This is a genomic window from Pelagibacterium sp. (genome assembly GCF_965249125.1).
GTDB lineage: Bacteria > Pseudomonadota > Alphaproteobacteria > Rhizobiales > Devosiaceae > Pelagibacterium.
Window position 1 is genome coordinate 2497420 of record NZ_OZ252217.1, and the last position, 15761, is coordinate 2513180.

Sequence of the window (15761 nt, forward strand, 5' to 3'; positions counted from 1 at the left end):
CCAGTTTATCCATGTTGTCTCATCGCGCCATATGGGAAGCTCTCGACAGCCTAGCCGAACGGCATGGCCTGTCGTCCTCGGGCCTCGCCAAGCTGGCGGGACTGGATGCAACGGCGTTCAATCCGTCCAAGCGTGTCAGCAAGGACGGGCGCGAGCGCTGGCCATCGACCGAATCGGTTGCCAAGGTGCTCGAAGCCACCAGCGAAACCTTCGATACCCTGCTTTCGGGCGGATTGAACTACAATCAGAGTACTGGCGGCGGGCGTGTCGTGCCGCTTTTGGGCTTCGCGCAGGCCGGCTCGGGCGGCTATTTCGATGCGGCGGGGTTTCCCGCCGGTCAGGGCTGGGACGAAGTCCGCTTCCCGGGGTTGGGCGATGGCACAGCCTATGCGCTTGAAGTCACTGGGGAATCCATGCAGCCGCTTTATCGAGATGGTGACTATATCATCGTCTCGCCCACCGAGCAGTTGCGGCGTGGTGACCGTGTGGTGGCGCGTACGCAGGATGGGGAGGTGATGGCCAAGATTTTGCACCGGCGCACCGAAAAACAGATCGAATTGCATTCGATCAATCCCGACCATCCGCCGCGGGTTTTCAAGCCCGAGGAAATCGACTGGATCGCCCGGATTCTTTGGGCCAGCCAGTAGCAGGGGCGCAATTGCAAGCTTTTGGAGCGCGTCCAGCAAAAGCATGTCCGCGACCCGATCGGGGATGGAAACGGTTTGCGGTTCGGACACACGACGAAACAAGGACTTAGATCAAGTCCGCGATTGAAAGACCCGAAGGGCCGCGCAAGCGAAAAGCGGATCTGATCTAGAAACGCCCACGGGCCTCTGCCGGTTTGCCTCGGTCATGCGGCGGGTGGAAGGTCAAGGGCGGTGCTTGAGGTGCCTGCGGTCAGGTTTCCCCGAGCTGATATTTTATCGTCATCAAAGCGGCGGCACGGCTCAGGGCAATGTCGCGCGGGTCGGCGAGATCAGCTTCAAAGCGGATGCAGAGATTGCGATAGGATGCCATCAGGCTGGAGGCCCGTGGATCGGTGTCGAAACGTGCTTCCATGCGCGCTACGGTCGCTTCGAGATCGGCCAGGTCAGGAATGACCGCCATCGTCTTTTAACTCCGGGCTGTCAGCTGCCCGTCCAGCGCCCTTTCGATCAGCTTGCGGGTACTCTCGATCCCGTATAGGGCGGCGAACGAACCGAAGCGGGGGCCGCGTTCCTGACCGATCAGGACCTGATAGAGCATCTGAAAAAAGGCGCCCGATACACCCGGGCCGCCGTTGGGGCCAAGGCGTTTGTGATCCTGATAGCGTTCGATCTCACGCGCCACGTCAAGGGCGGCGTTCTGGATGGCCTCGCCGCCCGCATCGACAGGAAGCCTCCCCAGAGTCTCCGAGAGGTCTCCGAGCGCCTTGCGCTCCACATCGTCGGGCGCGCGGTAATTCTTTTCAACGAAATCCTCGAAATAGCGCATGGCGTATCCGACCAGCGCATCGAGATGGGGATGGGTCTGCGGCGTCACGCCGGGGGCGTAAGCGGAAATATAGCCCCACATGACCTCGCGACTTTCAGGATTGGACGCCGTCGCGAGATTAAGCAGCAGCGCGAAGCTGACCGGCATGTCGTAGACAGGAGGCCTGGCCGAATGAATGTGGTAGGTCGGGTTTTCCAGAAGCTGGCCGGCATCTTCGGCCTGCGCCTTGGCGGCGAACGTGAAATATTCGTCGACCGCCTTGGGGATGACGTCGAAATAGAGCCGCTTGGCCGTTCTGGGCTTTTGGAACATGAACAGCGAGAGGCTTTCCGAGGAGGCGTAGGTCAGCCATTCGTCGATGGTGATACCGTTGCCCTTGGACTTGGAAATCTTCTGGCCTTCCTCGTCGAGGAACAGCTCATAGACATAGTGCTCGGGCGGGGTGCCGCCGAGGATCGAGCAGATCCTGTCATAGATCACCTGATTGGTCTGGTGATCCTTACCGAACATTTCGAAATCAACCCCGAGCGCGGCCCAGCGCATGCCGAAATCGGGTTTCCATTGCAGCTTCACATTACCGCCGATGACCGGCACGGTGACGTCGCGCCCGTCCTCGTCGGTGAAAGTCACTGTGCCATCCTTGGCGTTGACTTCTTTCATAGCCACATAGAGCACTCGGCCCGAGGTCGGCGAGATAGGGAGAATGGGCGAATAGGTGGCCTGCCGTTCCGTGCCGAGCGTGGGGAGCATGACGTCCATGATGTCGTCATAGCGTTCGAGCGTGCGCAGAAGCATGGCATCGAACCTACCCGACTTGTAATAATCGGTGGCGCTGGCAAATTCGTAGTCGAACCCGAAGGTATCGAGGAACCGACGCAGCATGGCGTTGTTATGTTCGCCAAAGCTGGGGAACTCATTGGTCCAGGGATCGGGCACAGCGGTCAGCGGCATCTGGAGATAGGGTTCCAGCGCCTCTCGGGACGGCACGTTGTCGGGGATCTTGCGCATTCCGTCCATATCATCGGAAAAGCAGATCAGCCGGGTCTTGATCGTATCCCCAGTCAACAGCCGGAACGCGGTGCGCACCATCGTCGTGCGCATCACCTCTCCAAACGTGCCGATATGGGGCTTGCCCGAGGGACCATAGCCGGTCTCGAAGATCACCTCATCCTTGCCCAGTTTCTCGGCGCGCCGCACGACCTTTTTGGCTTCCTCGAACGGCCATGCGCGGGCGTTGGGGGCAGCGGCAATGGCTGAGGGATCGAGAGGGGGCAGGGTCTGGGACAATTGAGCCCATCCTTTAATCAAACTGGGAGAATTCAAGGCCGCGGTGTTGCACCAACCGATCCCAAAGGTCAATGCTGATGATCGGCGGCTCTTGCGCCGGACCGCCGCAGTTTCTAGATTTGCGGCGCGCTCAAAACCGACCCTGGGTGATATGATGCAGCTTTCCGCAACCGATGCCCTCGTCCATGTCATGGTGATGGCCGCCGTGTCCGACAAGGATGTGACCGACAGCGAGATGGACCGGTTCGCCGCCCTTATCAGCCGTTGGCCGGTATTTGAGAACTTCGATATCGAGCGCCTGCCCGAAGTCGCCTCCACCTGCGTCGAGACCGTCAACAAGGCCGGGCTCGATGCCCTGCTCGACCAGATTGCCCAGACTCTCGAACCGCGCCTGCAGGAAACCGCCTACGCTATTGCCGTCGAGATCGTCACTGTCGATCTCAAGCTCAATCAGGAGGAGTTGCGTATGCTCGAGATGATCCGCGACGCATTCTCCATTGACCGGTTGACCACCGCAGCAATTGAAACCTCGGCGCGTATCCGGCACCGGCGGCCGTAACTGACGATCAGTAAAAGCTCACCGGGAACCAGCGCAGGTAGATCTCATCGATCCTGCCTTCGCGCTGCAGACGGGTCAGGGCCCAATTGATGGCGACCCGCACGTTGTCGAGGCCGGCCGGAACGGCCACCGCAAGCCCGGCCCCGAACAGGTCGGGTCGGAAATAGGCTTCCCCCGCAAATGCGCAGCACTCAGGGTTTTCGTTGAGCCAGAACGAGGCGCGGGCGGCATCGCCGAAAAAGGCGTCAGCTTCCCCGGCGGCCACGGCATCGAGCGCTTCAAATTCGCTATCGTAGAAAACGATTTCGGCGCGGCCGAGCGTGCGTTCAGCCAGTTCGGCATGGGCCGAGCCCTCGCGTGCCGCGACCGTACCTGTCATCGTGAGGGGATCGAAGTCGCGGACAACAGGCTTTTTCATTACGAACCTTGCGGGCAGTTGCAGGTAGATGCGGGAAAAATCGAACCGCTCTCCGGCGCTGCCGCCGATGTCGAGTCCGGCAATCAGCGCATCCCCCTGGTTGTCGGCCAGCGCCTCCTGCACACGATTCCAGGGCCAGGCCTGAATGGTGCAACGCGCTTCAAGACGGGCGCAGATGGCATCGGCCAGATCGATGTTGAAACCGGCAAGCCGCCCGGCGGCATCGGTGTAGTTGAACGGGGGAAAATCAGGCGTCGTCAGGAAGCGCAGGGCGGGGACTGCGATGGGATCGATCATGTCGTCGCGCGCGTCCGGATCGACATGGACCGGCAGGTTCTGGGCGAAACCGAAACTCGCCCCGCCGAGAAGAATGCAGACGGCAAAAAGGATTGCCCGAAGCGCTGGCACCATAAAATTTCAAAGCCCTGAACAAATTTGAAGCCAGTTATGGCCGATTGCAAAAACAATTGGTAGGGTGGCGGCGACGATTGGGGGCATATGAGCGTCGTGCGGCCGTTTGACGATGTCGAACTCGCTGAGGCATTGGCCGCGCAACCGGGGTTTTCCCGGCCTGTGGCTGACGCCGCGCTCGATCGCGCTCGTCGTACGGGCACCGACCCCATCGAGGTCCTCGCGGCGCTGAGCCAACATGACCGCGAGGCGCCTTATCGGCGGGCCGCAACCTTTCTCGGCGTTCCGTACAGTCGCGACATCGCGCGGTTTCTTTCGCCATTCGATGAGGCTTTCGACGTCGATAGGTTTGCTGGATTGCGCTCCATCCGAGGGGAGGTCGAGGGAAAGGAAACCCTGTTCCTTTCGCCGGGGTTTGCCCATTTGCGCGGCCTGGCGGCCCGGGTCGGGGAAGATGAAAGCCTGCGCGACCGTCTATGCATCGTTTCTCCCGCAACGCTTGATGCAGCAATCGCGCGGACCAATCCCGAGCTTCTGGCGACCAACGCTCTCCAACGGCTGGCACGCCGTTTCCCATTTGCCGGCGCTCATCTGGACCTTCCGATAAGGGTTAGGGTTGGTTTTGTTGCAGCCGTGGCGGCACTGACCGCGCTCGCCGTCATGCCCGGCCTTGTCAATCTGGCACCGGTCCTTGCCGTGTTGGCGCTGATATTGGCGGTGCCGTCGGCGTTCCGATTGTGGGCAGCCTTCACCTTTGAACGCAATGAAGCCTTAAGACCCAAAAGTCTCCTTGATGACCGCGACCTGCCCATCTACACGGTGCTTATTCCTATGCGTGACGAGGCCCATATGGTGCCGCAAATCGCACAGGCCCTGCAGGCACTCGATTATCCGGCCTTATGTATCAAACGCACCAAGTCCGGGATATTGAGCAATGAAGCTTATTTCATTGTTCGTAGTGGTAATGAGCCTATTCAATCAAGGCGATGCTCGTGGGGCTGAGAATGATGATCCCGTTCTCGAAGCTCGTCATGTTTTCGGGGTTGGGCATAGCAATGTGACCGTTGCTTTTTCTGATATGGAGCAACTCGTATACCAGCCCGGTTTTATACCAGCGGTCCCGATGCCGGTCGCGGTAGATCACCCCGATAGCCACCCACAATCGCGGTGTGCTCCCCCCGGTCAATTGTGCAGCAGCTTCGTACTCCTCTCTTTTAAAGGATATTGCCAAATTGGACTTAGACGTTCGAGTTGGATAAATAATCTCGCCCGGCTCGGTCCCGGGCGTTCGAATTCTCTCAAAGAGTCTGGCGAACAACTCGGACATATCAGCATCTTTCAGAACTCTGATGTGCTCAGACCAGCTCCAGCAAACGTCAAGCGCGGGACTCGCCCCGTCATTAACAACAGCAGATTGGATGAAGTTTCCAAAGGATTTCTCGTGATCTCCAAACGGAGATTGGAAGCTCAGTTCGAAGCGAAGCCAAGGTCGCTGCTCGGCCCTAGCATTCTCGATGGCAATGACATTGGTCCGGTTGGCCTCGGCAACAGCAGCGGCGCTGGCAGCAGTCGTCTTTTCAGCTTCAACTACCATACTTTTCGCAGCCACGGCAGCATCCTTGGTAGCCTCCAGCGTCCGCCAAATCAGAAATACACCCATAGCGGTCAGCAGGACGGTAAGAGCACTGGCAACCCCTACTACGAGAGCCCAAAAGGCCATGGCCTTTTGGGCGTGAAGATCGGCGGCGGCTTGCTGGCGTTCTTCTTGGGTTGGCTCGGGGGACTCAAGGGCTTCTATGGCGCCGGAAATTCCTTGGATCGCGTCCTCAATGCCCAAAAACAAGCTTGGGTCAATGTCATAGGCTGGTTGACTTTCGCCATTCTCAGCGCTGCTGTCGCCGTCTTGCCCAATCTGTGGCTCTTGTGGCTGTGGTTGCGCTAGCAGAGGCGATGAAGCCAGTACTAGTCCAAGCGCAATTGCTGCGATCCAATAGCCTCTAAACATTGCAGAAAATAAGCCGCCGTGAATTTGCCCCGAGAGAGCTTATTACGGACGTTCGCTTCTTTTTCGTCAATGCCTAGCGCGCCTAGGCTGTCCACGAGCTGGGCATAAGTCACGCCCTTACGTTTCAATTCAGCCTTAAGAAGGTTTGCCGCCTTCATTTCCCAGTCCGTTTTTTCGGCCATGTATCACCCATGATGCAAAATGTATCGCAAATGATGATATATGCCCTTGCCAAGGATACGTCAACGTACTATATACGATGCATAGGCATCGGAGATAGTTACAAATGGCACAGCATTTCCTCCTTTCGGCACAGGCCCGCACCCTCTCGCTTCGCGAGATCTACAAGGGTGGCGAGGAAAAGGCTTACGACACGTTCAAGGCAATGCGCTGGACGGATGGCGAACCTGTTTGCCCAAAGTGCGGTTGCTGCGAAGCCTATGAGATCACCACGCGCCGCAAGTTCAAATGCAAGGGCTGCTATGCCCAGTTCTCCGTAACTTCGGGCACCATCTTTGCCAGCCGCAAAATGGCCTTTGTGGACCTGCTGGCCGCGATCTGCATTTTCGTCAACGCCGTAAAGGGCATCAGCGCCCTACAGCTTAGCCGCGACCTGGATTGCCAGTACAAGACCGCTTTTGTCATGGCCCATAAGCTGCGCGAAGCGCTTGCCGCCGAAGTGGCCGAGCATGAGCTTTCTGGCGAAGTCGAGATTGATGGCGCTTATTTCGGTGGCCATATCCGCCCCGCCAACTTCGCAGAGGACCGGATTGACCGCCGCCTTGCCAAGCACCAGACCGGCACCCGCCGCGTTGTTATCGCCCTGCGCGAACGCAAAGGCCGGACCCGCACCTTTGTTGCCAAGATCGAGGCCGAGGGCGTCGAAATCGCCAAGCGTATCGTAAGCCGCATGGCAACCACCGTTTATGCCGACGAGGGTTCGCACTGGGATCACCTGCACGATGGCTGGACCGTTGGCCGCATTAACCACAGCGAAGCCTATTCAGCCGATGGCGCCAACACCAATATGGTTGAAAGCTACTTCTCGCGCCTTCGCCGCATGGTCGCCGGTCAGCACCACGGCGTTTCGCCCAAGTACCTGCATCAGTACAGTGCTCATGCCGCATGGCTTGAGGATCACCGCCGCCGCGACAATGGCGGGAACGCTATGGCCGTTGTCGCCAACGCAATGGCACATCCGGTTAGCCGTGTTTGGAAAGGCTACTGGCAGCGGAACGCAGCGTGAACATTCATGATTATGGCAAAATCACGAATCGCTGTAGGATGCCTCTGTTTATCTGATGGTCAGATAGACGAAACCGGCCCCGTGGTCAGACGGCAACCGGTTTCTTGATCAGTCTAAGCCGGTGAGGGCTCGAATTTGTGCACGGACATCTTGTACTATACCCGTGCTACACAATCAAGCCCCTCCGGCCTCACATAACGAGGCCTTTATATGATTGAGTACGCCAGATGGACCGGGATTTCCGGCCAGGCTTACAACTTCGAAGTGTTCCGTGACGGGGTTGAGTTCAACCCTGTGTCAGGGGTCTACATCCTTTCTAAGGTTGCCACTGCCTCCACTGGCCTTAGGCGATTCGAAGCCCTTTATGTTGGCGAGGCGCAATCCCTCAAGGATCGCCTCAACGCCAGTGCCATCAATCACGACGGGCTCAAACGCAGTCGTCAATCCGGCATGACGCACATTGCTGTCTACCGGTGTGACGGGGCCGCTGAGCGCCTTAGGATTGAAACCGATTTGCGGCATGCTCTTGATCCTGTCTGCAATCGTCAGTCCGTGCCTAGTCTAGCCGGGCTGTTCACCACAAGGCGTTAACGCAATCCGGGGGCTGGCGGTTGCGACAGCCCCCAAACAACAGCCGTTCCCCGCTTCCCCTGCCTCTGGATTGGCCCGCGCCGCTTCTCCTGTAGCCGGAGCGCTTGCACGACCCTATAGGCCACGGCTTTCTTTAAGTGCCGGTCTGTCTCGTCAAACCCTTTGCACCGGATGATCCACAGCGCCAGTTCTCGCGTGTCCATAGGGCCATCGGCCAGCGCTTCCTTGCACATCTTCACGACCTCGCCGCGCTTGAATACGCGGTTTATGTCCATAAGGACCGGATGGCGGGCGTTCTCGTCGGGCCGCTCGAATAGCACGATAGTCGCGTTTACGTGCGCCAGCATGGTTCTGGCGTCGTCTATCTCACGCTCCATGCTGGCTATGTGAGCCGCTATGCGGTCTGCCTTGGTGCGCAGGGTGTTTATAACTTGGGGATCGTTTGCCATTCCGTGACAATAGCATCGGATTCAGTTATAAAGAGCAGGAATTTTGGTGCGTTTGATACATAAGGCCGCGATTATCCGGCCGAAAAGCTCGACATCAAGTTCGTTGTCGAAAGCGCAAGCCCAATGACGGTCAAGGCTGCACGCGCCCAACTGGGGGACCGGCGCTTTTCGCTGATCGTGGTGCCCCGCTGTCGTCCCTACACCAAGCCCAAGGCACTCAACTACGCCTTGCCCCTGGCGCGCGGCTCCCACGTCGTGGTTTTCGATGCTGAGGACCTGCCCGATCCCGGCCAATTGCGAATGGCTGCCAGTCTTTTTGCCGACGACCACACCCTTGAATGCCTGCAAGGGGAGTTGGTGATTGCAAACGCGTCACGGAACTGGATCACCCGCATGTTCGCCGCCGAATATGCGGGCCATTTCGGTGTCTTGCTGCCGGCTATCGGAAGAGCGGGCTTTCCGGTTCCGCTGGGCGGGACATCCAACCATTTCCGCACGGCCACTCTGAAAGATATCGGCGGATGGGATGCCTTCAATGTGACCGAAGACGCCGATCTGGGTATTCGCATGGCCCGGTTGGGCCTGCGTGTGGAGAGCCTGGCAACAGTCACGCTGGAAGAGGCACCCGAGACAATAGGCGCATGGGTGCGTCAACGCTCGCGATGGATCAAGGGATGGATGCAGACCCTGCTGGTCCATTCGGCGCGCCCGAAAAAGCTCCTGGTTGACCTGGGATGGCCGAGCCTCATCGCCTTTTACATTTTTGTAGGCGGCATGGTGCTTTCGCTATGCGTGCATGGCCTGTTTCTGGTCGGCACCGTCGCCCGGTTGCTGTACGATGTTATAATGGTCGGAACCACCGATATCTGGACGGCCGCGGGACTAGGCACGCTGTTTTTCGGCTATGCGGGGGCCGTTGTTATCAGCATTATCGGACTGGACCGGATAGGGCGCAAGGACATCGCGCCATGGCTTTTCGCAGTGCCCGCATATTGGTTGATGGCATGGTGTGCGGTGATGCTGGCGGGGTTCGAACTGGTTTTCAGGCCCTATCACTGGTCCAAGACCAGCCACAAGGGGTTGGATGATCCCGGCCCCCAGCACATGCGACATCGCGCGAAGCCCGCGCATACGCAAACCTCCCAATAGCCGTTTCGCCCTCGCAGGCCCATAATCGGGAGGGCCATGCGCAAGGAGCGATGCTGTTGAATCAATACCAGCCAGCGCCATCCGATCGGGCATCGGCTCTATCGCGAAAGGCCGGAGTGCTGGCCGCCGCCGGTACAATAGGGCTGGGCATTTCGCTCCTATCGCCCATGATCGGGATTATCCGCTGGTTCGCGAGGTTCGCCGGGCTTTAGAAGCAAAACCTAAAGGGCGTAAGTCTCCCCGTCCGGCTAGAGATTTCTCAATATTGCCGCCGAGCGCGATGGTATGTGGGCGGTCAAACTTGAGCTTAATCGCGTTTGATTGTGGCACCGGCTTCGATCATTGTAAGCCATTATGCATCAAGGGCAGGCATGAAGATCGTTCGCTTTTTTTCCGTAGGAAAAGAGCCGAAAATTCCGGAACGCCGCGTAAGAATCTCGGGTTACGTCCCGTGGCTCGTCATAACGTCTGTCGGGCTGTTGCTGACGGTTGCACTGCCAGTTGCGATCTTTTTCATAGTTGTCCCTCTCCCCATACTGGCGGCGGGAGCGCTTTATCTTTTGGGGCTTGTGGCAGCGATATTGGTGATCAGCGGCGCCGAAAACCAACCCGTCTTATGGATTGCCCGCCTCCTGCTGCCCCTGCCCGCCGCCGGACTGGCCTGGTGGGGGCTGGCCGCAATGGGGTTATAGGCCACATTCACCGATCCCGGTTGTGTCCCGACAGCCGGCGCCGCGCCCCGACCAGCGCCGATTGGGCGGCACGGGCCAACTTCCAGAGCATTGGGGTCTGCTTGATCTTGCGTTTTGCCGCACGCGCGCCCCGCAGCAAGGGAGCTGCGGCATGGCCAAGCGCCGAGACCGGCAATACGATGTCGTACACGGTCTGGCGGTGGGTCCAGCCGGTCTTATAGTCGAAATCGCCCAATCCCATGTCGAGGCTCTTAATGTTGTCGGCACGCAGTTCGTCGATCAGGAGCGACAGCGTCACCCCCATCAGCGAATAGCGCGATGGCTCGCCGTAGTCGGTGGAGTTGATGTATTGCGAATAGTGGGCGGGACCATAGGTGCCGATGCTGGTGGCGACGATATTTTCACCGGTATAGAGAGCGTGCAGGCTGATGGCTGGACGGACCTGATCCAATCCCTCGAGCGCCAGCCGGCGAAAGAACTGCCTGAAGGCGGGGCGCTGGAAAACATTCTCGACGCCCATCTGAACGAATCGGCGCCCTCGCTGATCGAGGAACACCTCGAGCATTGTTTCGACCTCGGCCGGGGTCTTGGCGCGGTGAAGCCTTACCGGTCCGAACCCTTCATCAAGCCGGCGCTGGGAGCGGCGAATATTGGTGCGGCGCTTGTGGGGCAAGGATTGGTCGATGAATGACGCGTCACCCGGTTCGAGCATATTGACGTAGAAATTGTCGGGGGCCGGGTTCCCCCCAAGCCCGGCCAGCGGATTGGCATGCTCGCCGAGTTGGGGCGCTACGCAATGGAAATTGGCAATATCGGCCGGGAGGGTGGCAAGCGCGTCACGCAGCGCCCTGGGAGTGAGCAGATGTGCCGATTGCGGATCAAACACCAACCCATCGCCATTGGAAATCGGCATGCCTATGATCTGGGCGATGCGCAGCCCGAACTTGCGGACAATCTCGAAGGGGATCAGCGCGATAGGCCGATCGTCCTCAAGGATCGTCAGGATTGCGATCTGCGTGCCCGATGTAAATCCGGCATCAAGATAGGCCGTGACCCAGTCCAGACGTTGATACGGGCTGTAGATTCCGACCTGCTGCAGGGCGCGCCAGGCAGGCTCGGCCATGGCAATGGAACCGTGGACGACCGCCGCCAGGGGCTGTGCCGTCATCGTCAGATCGCCTATATCGGTTGCCGCTGTCATCGCTTGGGGCCGTCCGTTCCATGGAGTGCGCGCTTTTTCTGCGTCGCGACCTTGGTCCCAAAATCTTGGAAAAACCTGAACTGGACGGTGTCATGTCCGGCTCGATGCCGGGAAACCTGCGAAATGGTAAAGAGCCACTTACGGGAAAGGGCGGAAATGGCCCGGACATCGGCCCGGGCCCATTAACGGCCAGGGCGGTCAGAGAACCTCGACCAGTTCGACATCGAACACCAGGTCCTTGCCCGCGAGGGGATGGTTGGCGTCGACGGTTATGGCATCCTCGGCTGTGTCGATGACCGTCAGGACCATTGTCTGGCCGTCACTGCCCGTCGCCTGAAGCCGCGCCCCGACCGACGTATCGACGCCATCGGGGATCTGGGTCCGCGGCACACTCTGGACGCCTTCGGGGCGATGAGCACCATAGGCTGCATCGGCGGGGATGGTCACCGTTTCCTTTGCACCCACGGTCATGCCCTGCACTTGTTCTTCAAGGCCCTTTATGATCTGGCCGGAGCCAAGCTGGAATTCGAGGGGATCGCGGCCATCGGAGGAATCGAACTGGGTGCCGTCGGTGAGCCGTCCGGTATAATGGATGCGCACAGTATCCCCGTGCTTTGCCTGGGTCATGCTGTGTCCTTTTTCATTTGTGTTTGCTCAGGGCCCGGCGCCGCGCGGCCTCCGCACGGCCAAGGCCGAGCCCGGCGAAGGTCCGCCGGGGCTTACCCGCGAACCACGGCCCCAATGTAGGGATGGAGGGCGAGATGTAAACCGCGCAGGCTTCGATTGCACTTACGCAGGGTTGCGCGACCAGGCCCATTCCCCGGCGCCGAGTACGGGCGCGGCCTTGTCCAGGGACAGCTGGCTGCGCGAAAAACTCAGCGGCGTGCGCAGGCCGGGAATGTTTTCCGGCACGATTTTCAGTCCGCGTGCCGCAACTTGAGGTTCGGCGAGGGCTTCAGCCACCGTATTGATCGGCCCGCATGGCACTCCGGCGATTTCTAAGGCTCCAATCAACTCCGCCTTGGTTCGCGGGCCAGTGGCTTCGGCCAGCAAGTCAGCAATCGCTTCGCGGTTGGTGACGCGATCGGAATTGGTCACCGCGCGGGGATCGGCCGCAAGCGTGGGAAGCTTTAAAACAGCGCACAGGGCCTGGAATTGCCTGTCATTGCCGCAAGCGATGATGACGTGCCCATCCGCGACCGGAAAAACCTGATAGGGAACGATGTTGGGGTGTGCATTGCCCATTCGCGACGGGCTGGTGCCAGAAGCGAGAAAATTCATCGCTTGATTGGCCAGAACCGCTACGCCTACATCAAGGAGAGACAGATCGATATGCTGCCCCCTGCCCGAGCGCTGACGCTCGGCCAATGCCGCCTGCACGCCGATCACGCCATAAAGCCCGGTGAACACGTCGATCCATGCGACGCCCACTTTCTGCGGCTCGCCGTTTGGATCGCCCGTCAGGTCCATGACCCCGCTCATGCCCTGAATCAGGAAGTCATAGCCGGGCTGGCTGGCGCGCGGGCCGGTCTGTCCGAACCCGGTGATCGAGACGTAAACAAGGCGCGGGTTGATTGCGGCCAGCGTTTGATAATCGAGGCCGTAGCGGGCGAGCCCGCCGAGTTTGAAATTTTCGACCAGCACGTCGGCACCGGCGATCAGCGTCTTGAGCCGTTCGAGGTCGTCGCGATCGCGGAAGTCACAGACCACCGAGCGCTTGGAGCGGTTGGTGGCATGGAAATAGGCCGCAACCTTTTCGGTGCCGCCGCGACCGTCTTCCCGTTCGATAAACGGCGGGCCCCAGTAGCGTGTGTCGTCTCCCTCAGGGCTTTCGACCTTGATGACGTCGGCGCCCAGATCGGCGAGCGTCTGGCCCAGCCATGGACCGGCCAGAATCCGCGCCAGTTCGACCACGCGCAGTCCGGCAAGCGGCGTTACGTTGTGCGTCAAAGCATTTTCGCTTTTCTTCGAATCGCTCAAATTGCTTCAAGTCCTTGTTTTGTCGCGCTTTCGAACCGCAAAAGAGGCGCCACTTTTGCTGGAAGCGCTCTAGTAAAACGCCTGCAGCCCGGTCTGGGCGCGCCCGAGGATGAGCGCGTGGACATCGTGGGTGCCCTCATAGGTGTTAACCGTCTCAAGATTCTGGGCGTGGCGCATAACCTGATATTCGATCTGGATGCCGTTGCCGCCATGCATATCGCGCGACTGGCGAGCGATATCGAGCGCTTTGCCGCAATTGTTGCGCTTGACGATTGAAATCATTTCCGGCGCAAACCGGCCCTCGTCCATCAGCCGCCCGACCCGCAGCGAGGCCTGCAGTCCGAGGGCGATTTCGGTTTGCATGTCGGCGAGCTTTTTCTGGAAGAGCTGGGTTGCGGCCAAGGGCCGATCGAACTGCTTGCGGTCGAGGCCGTATTGGCGCGCCCGGTGCCAGCAATCTTCCGCCGCGCCCATGGCTCCCCAGGAAATACCGTAGCGTGCCCGGTTGAGGCAACCGAACGGTCCGCTCATGCCCTCGGCATTAGGAAGCAGCGCGTCCTCGCTCACTTCGACCCCGTCCATGACGATCTCGCCGGTGACCGAGGCGCGCAGGGAGAGCTTCCCGCCGATCTTGGGGGCCGAGAGACCCTTCATGCCATTTTCCAGCACAAATCCACGAACCTTGCCGCCATGTTCGGCACTTTTGGCCCAAACAATGAAAACATTTGCGATGGGAGAATTGGAAATCCAGGTCTTTGAACCGTTCAGCCGATAGCCGCCCTCGATCTTTTCGGCGCGGGTTTTCATGCCTCCCGGATCGGAGCCGGCGTCGGGTTCGGTGAGCCCGAAACAGCCAATCCACTCGCCGTTGGCCAGTTTGGGCAGATATTTTTTCTTTTGTTCTTCAGAGCCATAGGCAAGGATCGGGTACATTACCAGCGAGGACTGCACGCTCATCATCGAGCGATAGCCGGAGTCCACGCGTTCGACCTCCCGCGCGATCAGCCCATAGGCGACATAGGAAGCGCCCAGCCCGCCATATTCTTCCGGCACCGTGGCGCCCAGAAGTCCGGCAGCGCCAAAATCGGCAAAGATTGTCGGATCAACTCGCTCTTTTAGGTAATCGTCGGTGACACGAGGCGCCAGCTTGTCGGCAGCAAAGGCGGCCGCTGAATCGCGGATCATGCGTTCTTCGGCCGAGAGCTGGTCTTCGAGAAAGAACGGATCGGACCAGTCAAAGCTGTTGCGGACGGGGGCTTCTGGCATGACATCTCCAGCGAATTATATTGGCTTTGCCCATCATATCTCTGGACTAAACCCCAAAATAATCCTATTTGATCGAGACTTGATGCATATTGTGCATAGATAATGAGCCGCCAACGTCGCTATCTGCCCTCCATCGGCCAATTGGCCGCCTTCGAGGCCGTCCAGCGCACGGGGTCAACGATTGCCGCCGCAAAGGTGCTCGATCTTTCGCAGGGCACGGTATCCCGCCTCGTGACCTCGCTCGAAGCACAGCTCGGAAGACCCCTGTTTCTGCGCCAGAACAAGCGGCTGGTGCCCACGCCAGCCGGCATCGATTACGCACAGGACATCGCTGCGGCGCTCGATGCCATCGAACGCGCTTCGATGCGAACCGCTGCCGATCTGGGCGGGGGCGCGCTGTCGCTGGCCATCCTTCCGGCGTTCGGCACGCGCTGGCTCGCGCCGCGTCTGGGCGCATTTCTCGCGGCGCATCCGGGGGTTACGATTAATCTTTCGACGCGCATTCGCCCCATCGATTTTACGGCGGAGCGGTTCGACGCGATGATCTATTTCGGGAGCGGTGATGCGCCCGATGCTGGGCACATGCGGCTATTCGACGAGCGTGTCACTGCATGCGCGGCGCCACACCTTCTGGCCAACCACCCGATAAGTGAGCCCGACGATCTGACGGGCCTGCAGCTTTTCCAGCTCGAAACCCGGCCGCGCGCCTGGGACGCCTGGTTTGCCGGGCAAGGGGCCGCGCCCCTGCCCGTTTCAGGCATGATGTTCGATCAGTTTGCGCTGATGATCGAAGCGGCGATTGCCGGGCTGGGGGTGGCATTGCTGCCCCACTACATTGCGCAAAGCGAGATTGCGGCAGGACGGCTCAGCCCGGTGTTCGCGCCCGCCGTTTCCGGCACCGGATCTTATTGGCTGGCCTGGCCACCGGCGCGCGAGACCTATCGTCCGCTCATCGCTTTCCGTGACTGGCTGGTCGCGGAAGTGCCCGGCGACGCCTGAGGCCTGAACGTGCTCGAACGCCTTGAAGGTCGATG

At 59.6% G+C, this 15761-nt stretch carries 18 protein-coding genes; 8 read left to right on the forward strand and 10 right to left on the reverse strand.

Features of this window, described 5'->3' with window-relative positions; genetic code table 11:
- Window positions 1–11: 11 nt before the first annotated feature.
- A complete protein-coding gene (locus ACP148_RS12260; RefSeq protein WP_421952895.1) occupies window positions 12–647 on the forward strand; it encodes a S24 family peptidase in 636 nt (211 codons plus the stop codon).
- A gap of 250 nt (window positions 648–897) precedes the next feature.
- Here the strand turns inward: ACP148_RS12260 and ACP148_RS12265 are convergent, their stop codons facing one another.
- Together ACP148_RS12265 and ACP148_RS12270 are read right to left on the reverse strand one after the other, a co-directional pair.
- Entirely contained in the window at window positions 898–1107 is a 210-nt protein-coding gene (locus ACP148_RS12265; RefSeq protein ID WP_421952896.1) for a hypothetical protein, read from the reverse strand.
- Between the two features lie 6 nt (window positions 1108–1113).
- On the reverse strand, window positions 1114–2760 hold the full coding sequence (locus ACP148_RS12270; RefSeq protein ID WP_421952897.1) for a lysine--tRNA ligase: 1647 nt from the start codon (window positions 2758–2760) through the stop codon (window positions 1114–1116).
- A 151-nt stretch (window positions 2761–2911) separates the two neighbouring features.
- Here ACP148_RS12270 and ACP148_RS12275 point away from each other — a divergent pair, with 151 nt between their 5' ends.
- Window positions 2912–3319: a tellurite resistance TerB family protein gene (locus ACP148_RS12275; protein WP_421952898.1), complete on the forward strand. Its 408-nt coding sequence runs from the start codon at window positions 2912–2914 to the stop codon at window positions 3317–3319.
- A 7-nt stretch (window positions 3320–3326) separates the two neighbouring features.
- Here the strand turns inward: ACP148_RS12275 and ACP148_RS12280 are convergent, their stop codons facing one another.
- Window positions 3327–4148 carry a transporter substrate-binding domain-containing protein gene (locus tag ACP148_RS12280; RefSeq protein ID WP_421952899.1) on the reverse strand — a complete coding sequence of 274 codons (822 nt, stop codon included), beginning with the start codon at window positions 4146–4148 and terminating at the stop codon, window positions 3327–3329.
- An 87-nt stretch (window positions 4149–4235) separates the two neighbouring features.
- Here ACP148_RS12280 and ACP148_RS12285 point away from each other — a divergent pair, with 87 nt between their 5' ends.
- A complete protein-coding gene (locus tag ACP148_RS12285; protein WP_421952900.1) occupies window positions 4236–5150 on the forward strand; it encodes a hypothetical protein in 915 nt (304 codons plus the stop codon).
- On the opposite strand, the gene ACP148_RS12290 is transcribed toward ACP148_RS12285, so the two are convergent.
- Window positions 5119–5991: a hypothetical protein gene (locus ACP148_RS12290; protein ID WP_421952901.1), complete on the reverse strand. Its 873-nt coding sequence runs from the start codon at window positions 5989–5991 to the stop codon at window positions 5119–5121. The two genes, ACP148_RS12285 and ACP148_RS12290, sit on opposite strands and share 32 nt — an antisense overlap.
- 119 nt (window positions 5992–6110) lie before the next feature.
- Window positions 6111–6335, reverse strand: coding sequence for a DUF6471 domain-containing protein (locus ACP148_RS12295; RefSeq protein ID WP_421952902.1), 225 nt, complete (start codon window positions 6333–6335; stop codon window positions 6111–6113).
- A 104-nt stretch (window positions 6336–6439) separates the two neighbouring features.
- Between ACP148_RS12295 and ACP148_RS12300 the strand changes: the two genes are divergently transcribed.
- Window positions 6440–7399 carry an IS1595 family transposase gene (locus ACP148_RS12300; protein ID WP_421952903.1) on the forward strand — a complete coding sequence of 320 codons (960 nt, stop codon included), beginning with the start codon at window positions 6440–6442 and terminating at the stop codon, window positions 7397–7399.
- Between the two features lie 210 nt (window positions 7400–7609).
- Window positions 7610–7990, forward strand: a complete 381-nt coding sequence (locus ACP148_RS12305) for a hypothetical protein (RefSeq protein WP_421952904.1) — start codon at window positions 7610–7612, stop codon at window positions 7988–7990.
- On the opposite strand, the gene ACP148_RS12310 is transcribed toward ACP148_RS12305, so the two are convergent.
- Window positions 7987–8439 carry a hypothetical protein gene (locus ACP148_RS12310; RefSeq protein ID WP_421952905.1) on the reverse strand — a complete coding sequence of 151 codons (453 nt, stop codon included), beginning with the start codon at window positions 8437–8439 and terminating at the stop codon, window positions 7987–7989. The genes ACP148_RS12305 and ACP148_RS12310 overlap by 4 nt on opposite strands.
- A gap of 123 nt (window positions 8440–8562) precedes the next feature.
- On the opposite strand from ACP148_RS12310, the gene ACP148_RS12315 reads away from it, so the two are divergent.
- Both ACP148_RS12315 and ACP148_RS12320 read left to right on the forward strand, forming a co-directional pair.
- Complete coding sequence (locus ACP148_RS12315) at window positions 8563–9588, forward strand: glycosyltransferase family 2 protein (RefSeq protein ID WP_421952906.1); 1026 nt, start codon at window positions 8563–8565, stop codon at window positions 9586–9588.
- A 371-nt stretch (window positions 9589–9959) separates the two neighbouring features.
- Entirely contained in the window at window positions 9960–10280 is a 321-nt protein-coding gene (locus tag ACP148_RS12320) for a hypothetical protein (protein WP_421952907.1), read from the forward strand.
- Between the two features lie 7 nt (window positions 10281–10287).
- Here ACP148_RS12320 and ACP148_RS12325 read toward each other — a convergent pair whose 3' ends face one another.
- The 4 genes from ACP148_RS12325 to ACP148_RS12340 all read right to left on the reverse strand — a co-directional run bounded on the left by ACP148_RS12325 (window position 10288) and on the right by ACP148_RS12340 (window position 14727).
- Complete coding sequence (locus ACP148_RS12325) at window positions 10288–11481, reverse strand: GNAT family N-acetyltransferase (RefSeq protein WP_421952908.1); 1194 nt, start codon at window positions 11479–11481, stop codon at window positions 10288–10290.
- A 198-nt stretch (window positions 11482–11679) separates the two neighbouring features.
- On the reverse strand, window positions 11680–12108 hold the full coding sequence (locus ACP148_RS12330) for an FKBP-type peptidyl-prolyl cis-trans isomerase (RefSeq protein ID WP_421952909.1): 429 nt from the start codon (window positions 12106–12108) through the stop codon (window positions 11680–11682).
- A gap of 162 nt (window positions 12109–12270) precedes the next feature.
- On the reverse strand, window positions 12271–13461 hold the full coding sequence (locus ACP148_RS12335) for a CaiB/BaiF CoA transferase family protein (RefSeq protein ID WP_421952910.1): 1191 nt from the start codon (window positions 13459–13461) through the stop codon (window positions 12271–12273).
- Between the two features lie 69 nt (window positions 13462–13530).
- A complete protein-coding gene (locus ACP148_RS12340) occupies window positions 13531–14727 on the reverse strand; it encodes an acyl-CoA dehydrogenase (RefSeq protein WP_421952911.1) in 1197 nt (398 codons plus the stop codon).
- 102 nt (window positions 14728–14829) lie between these two features.
- Between ACP148_RS12340 and ACP148_RS12345 the strand changes: the two genes are divergently transcribed.
- Window positions 14830–15726, forward strand: coding sequence for a LysR family transcriptional regulator (locus tag ACP148_RS12345; RefSeq protein WP_421952912.1), 897 nt, complete (start codon window positions 14830–14832; stop codon window positions 15724–15726).
- Window positions 15727–15761: the final 35 nt, after the last annotated feature.